The 15127-nt window shown below is 32.8% G+C and carries 12 protein-coding genes and 1 pseudogene; 8 read left to right on the forward strand and 5 right to left on the reverse strand.

Translation table 11 applies throughout. The features are described from left to right. The first annotated feature begins 460 nt into the window (after positions 1-460). A complete protein-coding gene (locus GVV10_RS09220; RefSeq protein ID WP_159521940.1) occupies positions 461-1729 on the forward strand; it encodes a ribonucleotide-diphosphate reductase subunit beta in 1269 nt (422 codons plus the stop codon). A gap of 17 nt (positions 1730-1746) precedes the next feature. Beyond that, positions 1747-3417, forward strand: coding sequence for a ribonucleoside-diphosphate reductase subunit alpha (locus tag GVV10_RS09225; protein WP_159521942.1), 1671 nt, complete (start codon positions 1747-1749; stop codon positions 3415-3417). Between the two features lie 126 nt (positions 3418-3543). Here the strand turns inward: GVV10_RS09225 and GVV10_RS09230 are convergent, their stop codons facing one another. The 4 genes from GVV10_RS09230 to GVV10_RS09245 all read right to left on the reverse strand — a co-directional run bounded on the left by GVV10_RS09230 (position 3544) and on the right by GVV10_RS09245 (position 7132). Further along, positions 3544-3834 carry an MFS transporter gene (locus GVV10_RS09230; protein WP_159521944.1) on the reverse strand — a complete coding sequence of 97 codons (291 nt, stop codon included), beginning with the start codon at positions 3832-3834 and terminating at the stop codon, positions 3544-3546. 88 nt (positions 3835-3922) lie between these two features. Continuing rightward, the gene (locus GVV10_RS09235) at positions 3923-4909 is read right to left on the reverse strand and encodes an alpha/beta hydrolase (RefSeq protein WP_159521946.1); all 987 of its coding nucleotides are present in this window, start codon (positions 4907-4909) and stop codon (positions 3923-3925) included. A 76-nt stretch (positions 4910-4985) separates the two neighbouring features. Next, positions 4986-6230 (reverse strand): PTS transporter subunit EIIC, encoded by a 1245-nt coding sequence (locus GVV10_RS09240; RefSeq protein ID WP_159521949.1) that lies wholly within the window; start codon positions 6228-6230, stop codon positions 4986-4988. Between the two features lie 185 nt (positions 6231-6415). Beyond that, positions 6416-7132 (reverse strand): LytR/AlgR family response regulator transcription factor, encoded by a 717-nt coding sequence (locus tag GVV10_RS09245; RefSeq protein WP_159521951.1) that lies wholly within the window; start codon positions 7130-7132, stop codon positions 6416-6418. Between the two features lie 213 nt (positions 7133-7345). Here GVV10_RS09245 and GVV10_RS09250 point away from each other — a divergent pair, with 213 nt between their 5' ends. From GVV10_RS09250 to GVV10_RS09270, 5 genes are all read left to right on the forward strand, one after another. Then, entirely contained in the window at positions 7346-7765 is a 420-nt protein-coding gene (locus GVV10_RS09250) for a cupin domain-containing protein (RefSeq protein WP_159521953.1), read from the forward strand. A gap of 41 nt (positions 7766-7806) precedes the next feature. Further along, complete coding sequence (locus GVV10_RS09255; RefSeq protein WP_159521955.1) at positions 7807-8454, forward strand: ABC transporter ATP-binding protein; 648 nt, start codon at positions 7807-7809, stop codon at positions 8452-8454. After that, complete coding sequence (locus GVV10_RS09260) at positions 8420-9202, forward strand: ABC transporter permease (RefSeq protein ID WP_236261894.1); 783 nt, start codon at positions 8420-8422, stop codon at positions 9200-9202. Before GVV10_RS09255 ends, GVV10_RS09260 begins: the two co-directional genes overlap by 35 nt. A gap of 153 nt (positions 9203-9355) precedes the next feature. Continuing rightward, the gene (locus GVV10_RS09265; protein WP_159521959.1) at positions 9356-11539 is read left to right on the forward strand and encodes a hypothetical protein; all 2184 of its coding nucleotides are present in this window, start codon (positions 9356-9358) and stop codon (positions 11537-11539) included. After that, positions 11539-12153 (forward strand): ATP-binding cassette domain-containing protein, encoded by a 615-nt coding sequence (locus GVV10_RS09270; RefSeq protein ID WP_159521961.1) that lies wholly within the window; start codon positions 11539-11541, stop codon positions 12151-12153. Before GVV10_RS09265 ends, GVV10_RS09270 begins: the two co-directional genes overlap by 1 nt. Before the next feature lie 358 nt (positions 12154-12511). On the opposite strand, the gene GVV10_RS09275 is transcribed toward GVV10_RS09270, so the two are convergent. Continuing rightward, a complete protein-coding gene (locus tag GVV10_RS09275; protein ID WP_159521963.1) occupies positions 12512-13129 on the reverse strand; it encodes a hypothetical protein in 618 nt (205 codons plus the stop codon). Between the two features lie 130 nt (positions 13130-13259). On the opposite strand from GVV10_RS09275, the pseudogene GVV10_RS09280 reads away from it, so the two are divergent. Continuing rightward, positions 13260-14365, forward strand: a pseudogene (locus GVV10_RS09280) (IS3 family transposase). Positions 14366-15127 lie beyond the last annotated feature (762 nt).

Consider the following 15127-nt stretch of genomic DNA (forward strand, 5'->3'; position numbering starts at 1 on the left):
TCTGTTGTGAATCTAAAGTAAAATTAATTTGTGTCATAGAGATCTCCTTATGTTTGTTTGGGTACTAACATAATAACAGAGCCTCTATGGCTTTTTTTACTTTTACACAATTATATGGACTTTATCACTCTAAATACCTTTCTTGTTTATCTTATTTTAACATATTTTTTTAATCTTGAAGAACAACAAGAATTAATTTAATTTCTATGATATACTTCAAAAGCTTTGTTTATTTTATAGTTTATCCTCAATACGATATTTTTTATGACGATATTGTAAATATACATAAAATAATATTTTTAAGATTTCAAAGTGTAAAATATAATATTTAACGATAAAAGATAAATTATTAATTATATATTTTTTTTTACGTCAAAATACTCTGTTTTCAGTGTTTAAGGAATGCTTATTTTACCATGATGACCTATAATATAAACTAGATGAAAGGATGGAAAGCGTAATGACAACACCAAAAGTAATTACAAAAAGAGATGGGCAGGTTGCGAATTTCGAACCTGAAAAAATAAAAAAAGCAATTAATAAAGCAGGGGTGCAAACAGGAGAATTTGCACTTGAAGAAGCAGATAAGCTTATGCAACAAGTGATTGACTTAATCATCGAAAAAAATGACTATGAAAACTTAACTGTTGAAAAAGTTCAAGATTATGTGGAAGAAGTTTTACTTTATTCTGAATATAAAGTGACTGCTAAAGCCTATATTCTTTACCGTGAACGTCGTAACGAAGCACGACGTCGTGATTTATTTAAATATCGAATGAATTTAAAACCATATGAATATCCAGAACTGGAAGAATATAAAGAGGCAATTCAACATTCTTATTGGTTACACACTGAATTTAATTACACATCCGACATTCAAGATTTCAAAGTCAATGTCAATGAAGTGGAACGAAGTGCAATAAAAAACGCAATGCTAGCGATCGCTCAAGTTGAGGTTGCTGTGAAAACTTTCTGGGGTGATTTATATCATCGATTACCTAAACCTGAAATCGGTTCTGTCGGTTATACATTTGCAGAAAGTGAAGTAAGACATCACGATGCTTATTCACATTTACTCGAAATTTTAGGACTTAACAATGAGTTTGAAACGATTAGAGATATTCCTGCTTTGAATGAGCGTGTTGATTATTTAACCAAAAGTACAGTCTTAGCACGAACTGAAGATGATCGAGACTATACACTTTCAATCTTATTATTTTCATTATTTATCGAACATGTATCACTTTTTTCCCAATTTTTAATTATCATGTCTTTTAACAAATATCAAAACTTATTTAAAGGAATGTCAAATGCCATCGAAGCAACATCTAAAGAAGAACAAATTCATGGATTATTCGGAATTGAACTTATCAATATCATTCGTAAAGAACACCCTGAATGGTTTGATGATGAGATGCAAGCAATGGTTATTGAAGCGTGTGAACTTGCCTATGAATCAGAATCAAAAGTAATTGATTGGATTTATGAAGCAGGAGATTTAGAGTTTATGCCAAAAGCGACTGTGAAAGAATTTGTTAAAAACAGGCTCAATAATTCATTGGATAGTGTTGGATATGAACGAATTTTTGATGTTGATGAACAAGCAGTTGAAGAAACAGATTGGTTTGATGATGAGGTTGTCGCCACCAAACATGTTGATTTCTTTGTAAAACGTTCAATCAATTACAGCAAACGTACCCGTAGCATTACTGCGGACGACTTATTTTAAAACAAGGAGGATAAACTATGAAATGGTTAAATGATGTAAGTAGACAATTTTTGTCAAGAGGTTATCTAACAGAAGGCGTTAGTCCTGAAGAAAGAGTTAAATTCATTGCTGATAAAGCCGAAGAAATTTTAGAAATCGATGGATTTTCTGATAAATTTTATGACTACATGAGTAAAGGCTATTACTCAATGTCATCCCCTATTTGGGCAAACTTTGGTATTGATAAGGGTCTTCCAATTAGTTGCTTTGGATCACACTTAGAAGATAATATGGGAGGAATCCTTTACACACAAGCAGAAGTTGGAATGATGAGTAAATTTGGTGGTGGAACATCAGGTTATTTTGGTGATTTACGTCATCGTGGTGCCCCTATTACTGACAATGGTGTCTCTTCTGGTGCAGTCCATTTTATGAAATTATTTGAGACAATTATTGATGTGGTCTCTCAAGGTTCAACACGTCGAGGTCGTTTTGCTCCTTATCTTCCGATCGAACATCCAGATATCGAAGAATTCTTGGAAATCGGTACTGAAGGAAATCCTATTCAAGAGTTAACCCACGGCGTTACTGTTTCGAATGAATGGATGGAAGCAATGATTAATGGTGATCAAGAGAAACGAGCATTATGGGCTAAATTAATTCAAACACGAGTTGAAATTGGTTATCCATATATTTTCTTTACCGATACTGTTAACAAGCACACAGTTGATGTTTATAAGGATAAGGACTTAAAAATCCGTCACAGTAATCTATGTTCTGAAATAGCTCTACCATCGAATGAAGATTGGTCATTTGTCTGTAACCTTTCATCAATGAATCTTCTATACTTTGATGAGTGGAAAGATACAGATGCCGTAGAAACCATGGTATTCTTCCTTGATGCCGTCATGACTGACTTTATTACTAAGTTAGAACGCTTGCGTGATTCCGATCAAAAAGAAGATGTGCTTGCGTTCAAATTTATGGAAAAATCATATAATTTTGCTAAAGAAAACCGTGCATTAGGGCTGGGTGCATTAGGATGGCATTCATACTTACAATCAAATATGATTCCCTTTGAAAGTATGGACGCAACAAAATTAAACGCAAAAATATTTAAAAACATCCAAGAAAATGCTCACGCTGCTTCTGTTAAATTAGCTAAAATGTATGGCGAACCTGAAATTCTAAAAGGTTATGGTCGACGCAACACAACACTTACCGCTGTCGCACCAACAACCTCTTCAGCTTTCATTTTAGGACAAGTATCACAAAGTATTGAACCAATCTGGTCAAACAACTATGTTAAAGATGTTGCGAAATCAAAGATCACAATTAAAAACCCATACCTTGAAGCTATTCTTGAAGAACGTGGCAAAAACAATCGTGATGTATGGACTGATATTCGTAATCATGATGGTTCAGTTCAACACTTAGATTTCTTAAGTGACCATGAAAAAGAAGTCTTTAAAACATTCAGTGAAATTGATCAGTATGTCGTCTTGGACCAAGCGGCCATTCGTCAACAATTCCTTGATCAAAGTCAATCATTAAACTTAATGATTAACCCTAAGCAATCAGCTAAGGAAATTAATCAACTTTATCTCTTCGCTTGGGAAAATGGTGTTAAATCACTTTACTACCAACACAGTACGAATGCTGCACAACAATTCAGCAAAGACAAACTATGCATTGTCTGTGAAGCTTAAATCAAGTATTGAGTGTTTATGTTAGACTTTAAACTATCCTAAATTAGGATAGTTTTTTTATGATGTTATTGAAAAAAGGTGATGACGAGAATTTTCTCATCACCACCTTTTTTTCGTGATCATATCTTATTTTTTTTCGTTATTTCGTTTGATGAAATACATACCACCATAAATAATAACAAGCAGTAGTCCCACCGAAATAAACATTGTTTGCCATGAACCAAAGAATTCTACAGCAATAAAGTTTACAATCGAAACCACGATACCAATAAATGCTACAAACATGTAATAATTTTTAATTTCCATTTTTAAATGTTTTGATATCATTTGATTCTTGTCTTCTAGGTATTTACCTGCGACTAATATCAACGCTGTAATAACTAAAATCACCCAGCTATCCGCAAAAAACGTTCCCATAACTATCACCCCTTGTTTCTATAAACTAAGTTTATCATTTTAAGAATATAATTAAAAGATATCTAATTTTATTTTTATCACTTTACAATCATTCACTCTTTAAGAATTCCAACAATTCATTCATGGTATTGATAGAATACTCATTATCCATTTTAAATTGATATTCGTGTTCTAAGGTTACATCGTCTACATCATAGAAAACTGACGTATTCTCAACACCCAGTTCATTAAATAAAGTTACAAGTTTTTTTGCTTGCTCCTCAAAAGAGAATGTATTTGCATCAGTAATAAACGTTTTGGGGAATGTTTCGTCAATGTAGTTAATGATTGAACTGTGTTTTAATGCGTCGCTTTCTTTCCAATCAGAACTTCCAAAGTATGACCAGCCAACACGATGAATAAAGAATTGTAAATACTTTGACATGCTCGACCTTTCGAAATGCTCAAAATCATAGGGACCACAAAACAAGAGGACACCTGCTATTTTTTCTTTTGAAAGTGTGGCAGGGAGTTTAACTTCTTTTTGATATGCATCATTAACTTGGATGTTCACAAATTGCGCTACAATTTGAGCCCCTGCAGAATCACCTGCAAAGTATATCTGATCAAAATCGAAATTATAATCTTGATATTTTTCAACAATGTATTGGTAAGCTTCCCCCAACTGAATGAGTGGTGTGGGATAGGTTGCTTGAGGTGCAAGTTCATAGTTAAGATTGACCAGTGCATACCCTTGACTCGCAATTTGCACAGCATATTCACTCACATCACTTTTATCTCCGGCCACATAGGCACCGCCATGCATCCAAAAAATGATTGGTATTTTTTCTTGCGTCTTTTTAGGTGTAATGAGATCAAAGGTATTGTTCTTCCATTTTGATTCATACGTTAGATTTTCCTTAATTACCACTGTATCTAAGATTTCTTCATAATTTTCTGGTTTTACTGCCAATCCTCCTTCAAATAATTTTTGAATTGCATAAGTGGCAGGTCGTGGTGAAACAATGGCCACAAGGATTACGACACTTAAGATTATTAAAATACTTATAATGACAATTTTAAATTTACGTTTCATTGGCGTCTCCTTTTAATAAACATAGAAACAATCTATGAATAATATCTTCATACTAAATTAAGTTTAGGGCTAACATTCACACTGACTCGATTCTTTTTAACTCGTTATCTTTTTTGTCATCCAGTGATTTTAAAATTCTAGTTTCTGTGTATTTGAAAAAAGGATACCAGATAAGAGTTGATACCACAAGATTGACTATGACTAAGACCAAGCTAAACCATGATTGTGTCACAACTACTGCCCCAACTCCGATTGGCAAAAACCACTGGGATGACTGAACAATTGGCACTGGTGCTAAACCAAGGCTTATCCATAGATACGTCAACAGCGGCAAAACTAAACCATTGATCCACATCGGAATCATCATGATTGGATTCCATACAACAAGACCAAAAGTAATCGGTTCACCAATATTAACAAGTGCTGGGACCAGTGATGTTGCTCCAAGGGCCTTTAAGCGTTTAGATTTTGAAAACATTAGTAAGATGACAAGGCCAAGTGTTGCCCCTTTACCACCAAAATTAATGTATGCAATAAGTGTTTCATTGGTAAAAATGTTGTGTCCACCAGCGTTCATGTTTAATAAAATTGCTTTGGTTACGACTGGTAAAATTAACGGTTGAAGGATCCAACTACTAATTCCCATTGAATGAAGCATCATCGGTAGAAACACTAAAATTGTAAATCCGATTGGCCCTTGAGCAATACCTTGTAATGGCATCATGACTTTGATAATCGTATTGTATAAATCGAAATTTAAATAGATAACAAAAAACCATGCTATAAAAACAGTGATCGCTACAGGGACGATGGATACAAACGCTTCTCTAAATGAATCCGGAACATAATTAATGTATTTTTTAAAGACAATATGTTGACTGAAATAAAGAAAAATAGATGACGTCAAAAGACCGGCTATAATTGCAACAAGCATACCATCTGGTCCAAAATGACTGAAATCATAAACATGTCCACTCTCGGTAACAAGCGGTTTCGCAATAATCATGTACATGGAAATTCCAGCACATCCGGCTATATGTTTAAAAGACGATATCCCTTTATAAGATAAGATATAATAAGGAATCATAAAAACCATAAATAAAGACATTAGACCGTATGTATAATCCTTGATTGGCATTAAGTTTGGTAAATGAGAACTGTAATTATAAAGTACCATATAGACCGAAACTAAACTACCAATTAAAACCATTGGAAATAACATTAATCGTGATCGATTAAGCCCCTTTATCCAATCATTATCTGATAATTTACTCATAAAAGGAATGATACGTTTCTTAAATAAACCAATAAGACCACTCATGATTTCACCCCTATCCTTTATACTCATTATAAAGGATTATACCACCAGTGTGAACAAGGATTATCAATCCTATAAATCGTAAACTATGGCTACTATGAAAATTGAGTGCCAAGACAATCAATATTTAGAACAACGTCTAGTCTATAGTAATGAATCTAAAGGACACGTCATTATAAAATCTCAGATCAAATCTTTTGATTAAACGTTTTCTCAACATATATTTCATACTGTTCTTTGACTTCTTTAAAACGACTTCGAGAGACGCCAAACGTACCATGATCCTCAATAATTTCAATCATTTTATCTTCAAAAGATTTTACCTTGCTTAGATTCACAATTGTTGTTTGATTGACTCTAACAAATTCAAGCGATGATATCCGTTTAAGTAATGAAGACAACGAAGAAAATGCTAACTCAACAACCTCTTTATTCTCTAAAACCAAATGGGGTCTTCGATCTTTAAAGAAAATATAAAGAATCGAAGAGGATTCAATGACCCGAGTTCCCATTCTTGTTTTAAAAACATACGCTTGTTTAAGGAAATAGTCATGCAATAGATTGGATAAAACGTATGGTAAATCGTCATGATAAGACTCCTTTAAAACATATTGATACACATTCAGCCCAAAAGCTTTATGCATCAAGGCTTGATTATCCGTTAAGTAAATTAAAATCGAATCTTTGAGAAGTTTTTGTAACTCAAACCCTTGCTTATCTGGAAGATCAACTTCTAAAAAAACTAGGTGGAAATGTGTACACTTCTGAACATTTAAAAACGCAGCAGCCGTTTCAAACGTCATAATTTTGTAATTAAAATCATACGAAAAACACTCCGTATGAAGTATGGATTCAACGGAGTCTCTTAGTTTAATATCGTTGTCAATTATCGCTATTTTTATCATTGAAAAATCCCCCTCAAGACTTTTATAAAAATAAAACAACACTTTGAAATCATCTATTTATTTAGAAAATAACGGCTCTTTTATTTTACTTTATATGAAGCGTACACCATTGTCAAAAAAGAATGTCTTTATTTCGCATTTTCATAAGCATTTAACTTGCTTCTGTTTTTGATAACGGTTATCATTATACTGTCAAAAGGAGGACACATATTTATGTATAATTTTAATGATCGTGGTAAAAAACCAGTCGTAGAAGATATCGAGGGAATGACATTAGAAAATGAAAATTTCCGAACAACAATTTGGACAGGGAGTAAGTTACAAGTAACCTTAATGACCATCCAACCAGGTGATGATATTGGGTTAGAAGTTCATGAGGGGATTGATCAATTCCTACGCATTGAACAAGGTGAAGGTTTATGCCAAATGGGGCCAACTGAAGACAATTTAAACTTTGAAGAAAAAGTAAAAGATGATGATGCAATTTTTGTTCCAGCAGATGTATGGCACAACGTCACCAATACAGGCGATAAGCCTTTGAAGCTTTACACAATTTATGCAGGACCAGACCATGTAGAAGGAACAGTCCACAAGACTCATCAAGATGCCCTTGATGATCCAAACGAACACTAAACACTGATTCGTCAGTGTTTTTTTATGAAGGAGAAGAAAAAATGAATGAATTTGAAATAAAGAATCTAAGTTATACTGTCAAAGACAAAACAATCTTAGACCAATTAAATCTCACCATACCTCAAGGTTCGTGGACTGTAATTAGCGGACCCTCTGGTAGTGGTAAAAGCACCTTTCTAAAAATGCTTGGGCATCTTATTTCCCCAAGTCAAGGAACGATTGCTTACAAAGGGAAGGATATCAATCACATCAATCCCCAGTCGTATCGACAAGATGTATCCTATTGTTTTCAAACACCTGTACTCTTTGGTGAAACTGTCAAAGATAACCTTGCATTCCCATATGAAATTCGTGGTTTAGACTTTGATGAAACCCATGCAAGCAATTTATTGAATACAGTTGGATTACATAACTTTATGGAAAAAAAAATCAATGACATATCAGGTGGTGAAAAACAACGTGTTGCCTTAATTAGAAATGTTATGTTCATGCCTAAAGTATTACTATTAGATGAAGTAACCAGTGCGCTTGATACGTTAAGTAAACAAGAAGTATGGAAATTTGTGACTAAACTTCATACTGAAGAAAAGATCACCGTTATTTCTGTAACTCATCAAGTGGATGAAATAACCAATGCAACACATAAAATTATAATTGAAGAAGGGAAAGTTGTTAGCGATGAATCTTAATGTTAGTCCTCAAACTCTACTGATGACCTTTTTACTTGTCTGTGTGGGTATCTTTATCTCCTACAAAGAAAAGATTGGAACTGTTAGAGAAATTATTTATAGTATAAGTCGGGCAGTTATTCAACTTGTAATCGTTGGATATGCTTTAACCTACTTATTTGGTTTAAACAATGGCATTGTTACAATTGCTCTTGTGCTTGTCATTGGGTTTAACGCCTCATGGAACGCGACAAAACGTAGTCAAGGTCTCGATGGAGCGTTCAAGATCTCTTTGATTGCAATCTTTAGTGCCTTAACACTGACACTTCTTGTCTTAGTTGCATCAGGATCTGTGCTCTTTACCCCTTCCCAAGTCGTACCAATTTCAGGTATGATTGCTGGTAATGCTATGACAGCACTTGGACTCACTTATCGAAATTTAAATAACTTGTATCGTGATCAACACCAACAAGTTCAAGAAAAAATTGCTTTAGGAGCAACGCCAAAGCAAGCAAGTAAAACAATCCTTAATGAAACAATTCGTCTTGGCATGCAGCCAACCCTTGACTCTGCTAAAACAATTGGAATTGTTTCTCTTCCAGGAATGATGTCTGGATTAATGTTTGCTGGAACCGTCCCATCACTTGCCATTCAATACCAAATAATGGTTACCTTTATGCTCGTAGCAACGACCAGTATTTCATCCTATTTAGCGGCTTCTCTAGCTTACAAAAAATCATTCAATCAACGCGATCAATTTATTCGCTAAACAAGAGTAAGGTTCATCACCTTCTCTTTTTTTTACCAATTAATCAATATAATCAACCAGATAATCAATTAGATAACATAACAATCTAAAAATGATATAAACTATAACTATAAATTACTATATATTTTCATGCAAACAAAATAAAGAGGGCCTATGAAGAAAATAGAAGTTATAATTCTTAGTTTAATTGTTTTTATTTGTTTCAATACCTTAACAAACTCTTATGCAAAAATAATCAATGAAAAGTTTAATATTCTGCAACCAGAATCATTCTCTAGTCTTTCAATTGCTGTCGATGATGCGAAAGACTTAGAAAACACTCTAACACAACTAAATAATATTGTTGAAAAAAATGGCGCATCCTTGAGTCATCGTTACACAAAGGAAAACGACTTGGAATTGTCATTTTTATATTTTTATGCCGGAACAACCCCGGATTCTATCAAGCAATCATTCCAACTCCCAAAGAAAATTGATTTTTATACTGGGAATCAATACTATACAACACAAACACTCACTAAGGATCGAAATGCTGTGTTTGTTGACTCCTTCAAACGAAAAAATCACATGATTAACTCGGTCGGTAACTATACCGCTACGTACACCCATATTATGCCTTTAAACATGATGAACAATTATTATCAGGAAATCAAAGAATATACAATTCAACATGGACGGTTTAATCATTTTGTTTTGGAATTTGATCTCAGTTCAAACAATACAATACCATTAACTGAAAGTATCAATGAGATAAAAAATGAATTAAAGCTTGTTGAAGTAAATCATAATAGTTCAGCTAACGTGCATGGAGTGTTTCAAAGTATCAATTTTAATTTGCTAGGTATTCTTGTTTTAACGATGACATCTCTTGTATTATTAAGATATCAAGTTCATTCTAAAAAGCTTGGAATTATGGGGCTTTTAGGTCGGCCTCTCAACGAACAAATTAAAGCCCTATTTCCCAGCACCTTGATAGTTTTCCCACTCATACCTCCTGTTATTTATACCCTTTATTTTACATTCCTCTATTATGGAAATACCCGGATCATGATTCAGCTACTATTCATACTTTTTATCTTGATGATCGATGTCATGATTGCTCTTCTTATTGCAATCACTTTGGGAATTCTTTTGATAAAATCCACCTCTATTATCGCAACCATTAAAGGTAAGAATACAATTTCATGGTTTACGAATGTTAATTATATGCTTATTATCTTAACAACAATTTTTCTTTTACCTAATCTAGTCATCAAGACACAAGAGCTTGTCGATGAACTTCAAACTCTTCACAAATTAAATACAATCTTTACTCAAACAATGAATAACCCTATTTCAATCACCTATTCTGCTGATTTTGCCAGTGATTTTGAGTTTTATTCTTTAGATACACGCCAGAACAATAAACTTTATCAACTATTAGAAACTAACGGTGCCATTTATTACGAACAAGATTATCTTCTTTCGCTTGATGAACACAATGATAGTGAATTCAACGCCTTAGATTTTATCTTTATTAATAATACCATCGTTGTGAATAAACACTATATCACTCGTTTTCATCCAGAATTAAACCAATATATTAAACCAGGACGGTTTACAACCTTTATCGACAAGCGCTATCAACCACAATATGAAGATTCTCAATACAATACCTGTTCAGATTCATTGTTATGTGACCTTATTTGGATTGATAACTTCAAGCCAACAAACCTTAGTTTCGATAAAGACAGTTATAATCTTGATGTCGCAATCTTAGTTATCAGTCATGAAATAAATGAAAATGCTAAAGCACACAATGTTGTTCCTCAATCTGTCTTTCCAATGAAGGGTAACATGTTCTTTCAACAAGAGATTCTTCCTGAAGTGTATCAGCTCCTTGAGAACCAAAATATTTCAGAAGAACCACGTGTCTTAACGGTCGATAAGTATCGCTCAGCTTCATTAAACAACCTTAAATTTTCTCTGATTGATATGGGGTTTGAACTCAGTATGTTTCTTTTATTAATCACTGCTTTATCTTTACAATACATTAAATCATTCTTTAGTGATAATGCGAAAGAGATTGCAATTTATAATCTACTTGGAAAACCAAAACGTACAATATACTGGCCAATTCTTGTAAAAATAATCTTAAAATTTATTTTTATCAGTTCATTGCTGCTCTCCTCTATTAAAAACTATTTTATAGACCAAGGGTCTTTAGAGCATACCTATTCAGTTAAAATTCTCATTTCTTTTATGTTACTGGGCTTAGTCTATGAACTGAGTTTAGTTATGATGTACGATTATCACGTTAATAAAGTTGTTATTGACGATTTAAAGGAGGGTAATTAATGAACTATTTAGAATGTAAAAAAATTACACATTCATTCGCAAATCATACAGTAATAACAGACTTCTCATATGTTTTTGAAAGTGGACGATCCTATGCTCTGGTTGGTCAATCAGGGTGTGGGAAAAGCACTTTGTTGAATATCATAGCACGCCTTTTGAAACCAAGCTCTGGTACATTATATTTCAATAATACTAAACTTCCTAAACCATTCACTCAGCAAAGTCGAACCTATTTAAATCACGATTTATCCTACATCTTTCAAAACTATGCGCTGATTGATAATGTTAGTATTTATGAAAACTTAAAACTCGTTTCAAACAATAAACATGCAATGGTAGAAGCTTTAGAGACTGTCGGTTTAAACACCCCATTAAATCAAAAGATATTTACTCTCAGTGGTGGTGAGCAACAACGAGTAGCCATTGCACGAAGTTTACTCAAAGAATTTAAAATCTTACTTGCAGATGAACCGACCGGAAATTTAGATGAAGATAACGCCAAACAAATCATGGCCATTCTGAACACAATAAAAAATCAACATAAAATTATCATCATCGCTACCCATAACCAAGAAATCGCTTCACTTTGCGATGAAATCATTTCCTTACCTTAAAGACTAAATATTCAAAAAATACATCTCTGTCTTACTAATAATACTTTATTAATATTTTCTTAAAATTGTTTTAATTAGTTGTCATTACGACCATTTCTTAATACTTTTACTTTCATCAGGTATTACATTAATCGTTACAGTTAATTCACTATATAAAAGTGCACCTCCACTAATTGTCTAAGTCAACTAATAGGGTGCACATCACTTTTTTTAATATTAATACATTAAGCAAGTCCATAGCCTCACTTAGCACGTTAAATATATCATCTTTTCCATACGATACATTTTAAAGTGATTCTAAAAACTCTACTTTCCATTAATGTTGCCTTGAATATATATATACTAGACTACTTAATAATTAATCTTGTGTTTTAGTTATTACTAAATCCTTAAAATAAGCATCTGTACCAATATCACACCATAAACCAATACCACCTTTGGATGTACCATATTTCAGAGTATTCACAACTAAAACAGGACGTGGTGAATTATTGATGTAAAGACTTGCCTCACTATTCTTTACCTCAATTTTTAATTGAATCCATTCTTCCAAACCAATATCCGCTGCTGCTTCATAGATTTCTGGTTCTGTTTCTCTGAGTTTATCAAACTTATAATCTGGATAAGAAAAATATTGAACAGCATGATTCTTTCTAACTGCATCAGTTGTTCTTCCATTCGTAGGTCTGACATAAATACTCTCAAATTGTGAGTTGTCTTTGTTCACTCGAAAAACAACACCTATAAATCCTCTTGCAAATGTTGGGGCATCAGGTAAAAGTTTGCTGTAAACTTTTACTTCAATGATTCCATTTTGAAATTCAATTTCGTTAAGACGCGCAAATGTTGCCTCATCAAATGCAGTAATATCAGAACTTTTTATCACATTTAAAGTTTTTGTTCCCTCTAATTCTATATTTTTTATATTCGAATTAATACTTTTAAAGTTGTTTAAACTAACATCAATTTTTTTCATATTTCCTCCTTGTTATTGATAATTGTAACATAATACTTAGATAGAATTTCATTAATTATGAGTTTTAAAACTAAAATGCTTCAATCAATTTTATTTGATAAGATGTAATGAAAGAAAGTAGGAATCCATTATGGTACGACGCCCACGTAGAACATTCACTAAAGAATTTAAAACACAGATTGTTAATTTATATTTAGGTGGCAAAAAGAAATCAGAAATTTTAAGAGAGTATGACTTACACGCTGTAACACTTGATCGTTGGATAAAACAACACCAAGGAACTGGTTCATTTAAGGAAGCGGATAATCGTACCCCTGAAGAAAAAGAGTTAATTGAACTTCGTAAGCGTAACCAACAACTTGAAATGGAAAATGATATTTTAAAGCAAGAAGCGCTGATTATGGGACGAAAGTCAAAATAATTAATGAGAACAAAGATAGATATCCAATCAGCGCAATGTGTCATATTTTGAAGATTAGTCGTTCTAATTATTATAGCTATAAAGGAGATATAGAGAAAGTAGATCCATTGGTTGAAAAAATAAAAGATAACTTTAGAGATAATAAGAAAACTTATGGAACACGTAGAATCAAGTCAGCATTAGAACACCAAGGATTTCAAGTGTCTAGAAGACGTATTGGACGTATCATGGCTAGTGAAGGACTTATGTCAGTTTACACAAAAGCACAGTATAAGGTTCTTAAGACCAAGGCTAATGAAGCTCTCATCCACAACGAACTTAATAGAGAATTCAATAATCGCAATTCACTAGAAGCAATCGTTAGTGATTTAACTTATGTTCGTGTTGGAAGCTCTTGGAACTAAATCTGTACAATTATGGATTTACATAATCGAGAAATTATTGGTTATAGTACTGGTCCAAACAAAGATGCCCAACTTGTATATAAAGCATTCAGCAGTATTAAGCATGTTCTGTCACTTGTAGGTTTATTTCATACAGACAGAGATCGATAATTTATCAACACTAAAATTGATGAACTCTTGAATACATTTAATATTCAACGTTCATTAAGGCATAAAGGCACGCCCTACGACAATGCAGTCGCTGAAGCAAACTTTAAAAGCTTGAAATATGAGTTTGTATACCAGAATAAATTCCACACATTAAAAGAATTAGAAGTAGAATTAGGTGGACACATTTGGTGGTATAACAATAAACGATTACACTCATCACTAGGTTACAAAACACCAATTGAGTATGCTTTAACTGTATAACTATAAAAATTGTCCACTAAAGTGTTGACAGTCCAGATTCATTATTATCTAATTCAATTGATCTAAATTGCTTAATCAGTTGGAAATTGTAGGTTGTCTAACTTCATATCCTTGGCTAAGTTTTATCACAAGTTCTCCACCTTCATAAATCTCTACAATCATCTTTTTTTCATTTTATCGCACTTACTTGCAAAGTGAGGGAGATTCAAGTTTCATGGTAACATTACTTCAGTGTTAATTTTACACAATATTATTTACACCATCGGTAAAGATGAATCAATAAACAATGTCTTAGTCTATGAATATTTAAATGGAAAACTTGAAGGAACTACCAATTTAACCTAGATTATTAAGGAATTGCATTCGATTATAGAAATTTTGAAAACTTTAGATTACGAATTTTTTATCATTTTGAACACAATAGTACCAATAGACAAAAGACTAGCACAAGTTTAATTGTGATAGCCTTCGACTAATTATCTATGATTTATGGACCACAACACTAAATTTTCTAGAGCCGTTTATTTCCATCATATTTATAAAATTAAAAACCACTCAATCTTGTGGCATAAAACCTTCTGATTGAGTGGCTATCTAAGTATAAATATACTTTTTCTAATAGTTTTAATTGAACACAGTCAAGTCCATAATCTTGTGTAAAATTCATTATGTCAGCAAGTGGATCTAACCAATCCACTTTTTTGTTGATTCAGTAAAACTAATATACTGTCTTGAACTCGATTGCCAATCTTCATGAATATC

It is taken from the genome of Erysipelothrix urinaevulpis (assembly GCF_009828835.1).
Taxonomy (GTDB): domain Bacteria; phylum Bacillota_I; class Bacilli_A; order Erysipelotrichales; family Erysipelotrichaceae; genus Erysipelothrix; species Erysipelothrix urinaevulpis.

Excerpts from the sequence above, each read along its gene's own strand:
- GVV10_RS09220 (WP_159521940.1), top strand. The coding sequence starts at position 461 with ATGACAACACCAAAAGTAATTACAAAAAGAGATGGGCAGGTTGCGAAT.
- GVV10_RS09235 (WP_159521946.1), bottom strand. The coding sequence starts at position 4,909 with ATGAAACGTAAATTTAAAATTGTCATTATAAGTATTTTAATAATCTTA.
- GVV10_RS09275 (WP_159521963.1), bottom strand. The coding sequence starts at position 13,129 with ATGAAAAAAATTGATGTTAGTTTAAACAACTTTAAAAGTATTAATTCG.
- GVV10_RS09270 (WP_159521961.1), top strand. The coding sequence starts at position 11,539 with ATGAACTATTTAGAATGTAAAAAAATTACACATTCATTCGCAAATCAT.
- GVV10_RS09225 (WP_159521942.1), top strand. The coding sequence starts at position 1,747 with ATGAAATGGTTAAATGATGTAAGTAGACAATTTTTGTCAAGAGGTTAT.
- GVV10_RS09240 (WP_159521949.1), bottom strand. The coding sequence starts at position 6,230 with ATGAGTGGTCTTATTGGTTTATTTAAGAAACGTATCATTCCTTTTATG.
- GVV10_RS09250 (WP_159521953.1), top strand. The coding sequence starts at position 7,346 with ATGTATAATTTTAATGATCGTGGTAAAAAACCAGTCGTAGAAGATATC.
- GVV10_RS09230 (WP_159521944.1), bottom strand. The coding sequence starts at position 3,834 with ATGGGAACGTTTTTTGCGGATAGCTGGGTGATTTTAGTTATTACAGCG.
- GVV10_RS09245 (WP_159521951.1), bottom strand. The coding sequence starts at position 7,132 with ATGATAAAAATAGCGATAATTGACAACGATATTAAACTAAGAGACTCC.
- GVV10_RS09255 (WP_159521955.1), top strand. The coding sequence starts at position 7,807 with ATGAATGAATTTGAAATAAAGAATCTAAGTTATACTGTCAAAGACAAA.
- GVV10_RS09265 (WP_159521959.1), top strand. The coding sequence starts at position 9,356 with ATGAAGAAAATAGAAGTTATAATTCTTAGTTTAATTGTTTTTATTTGT.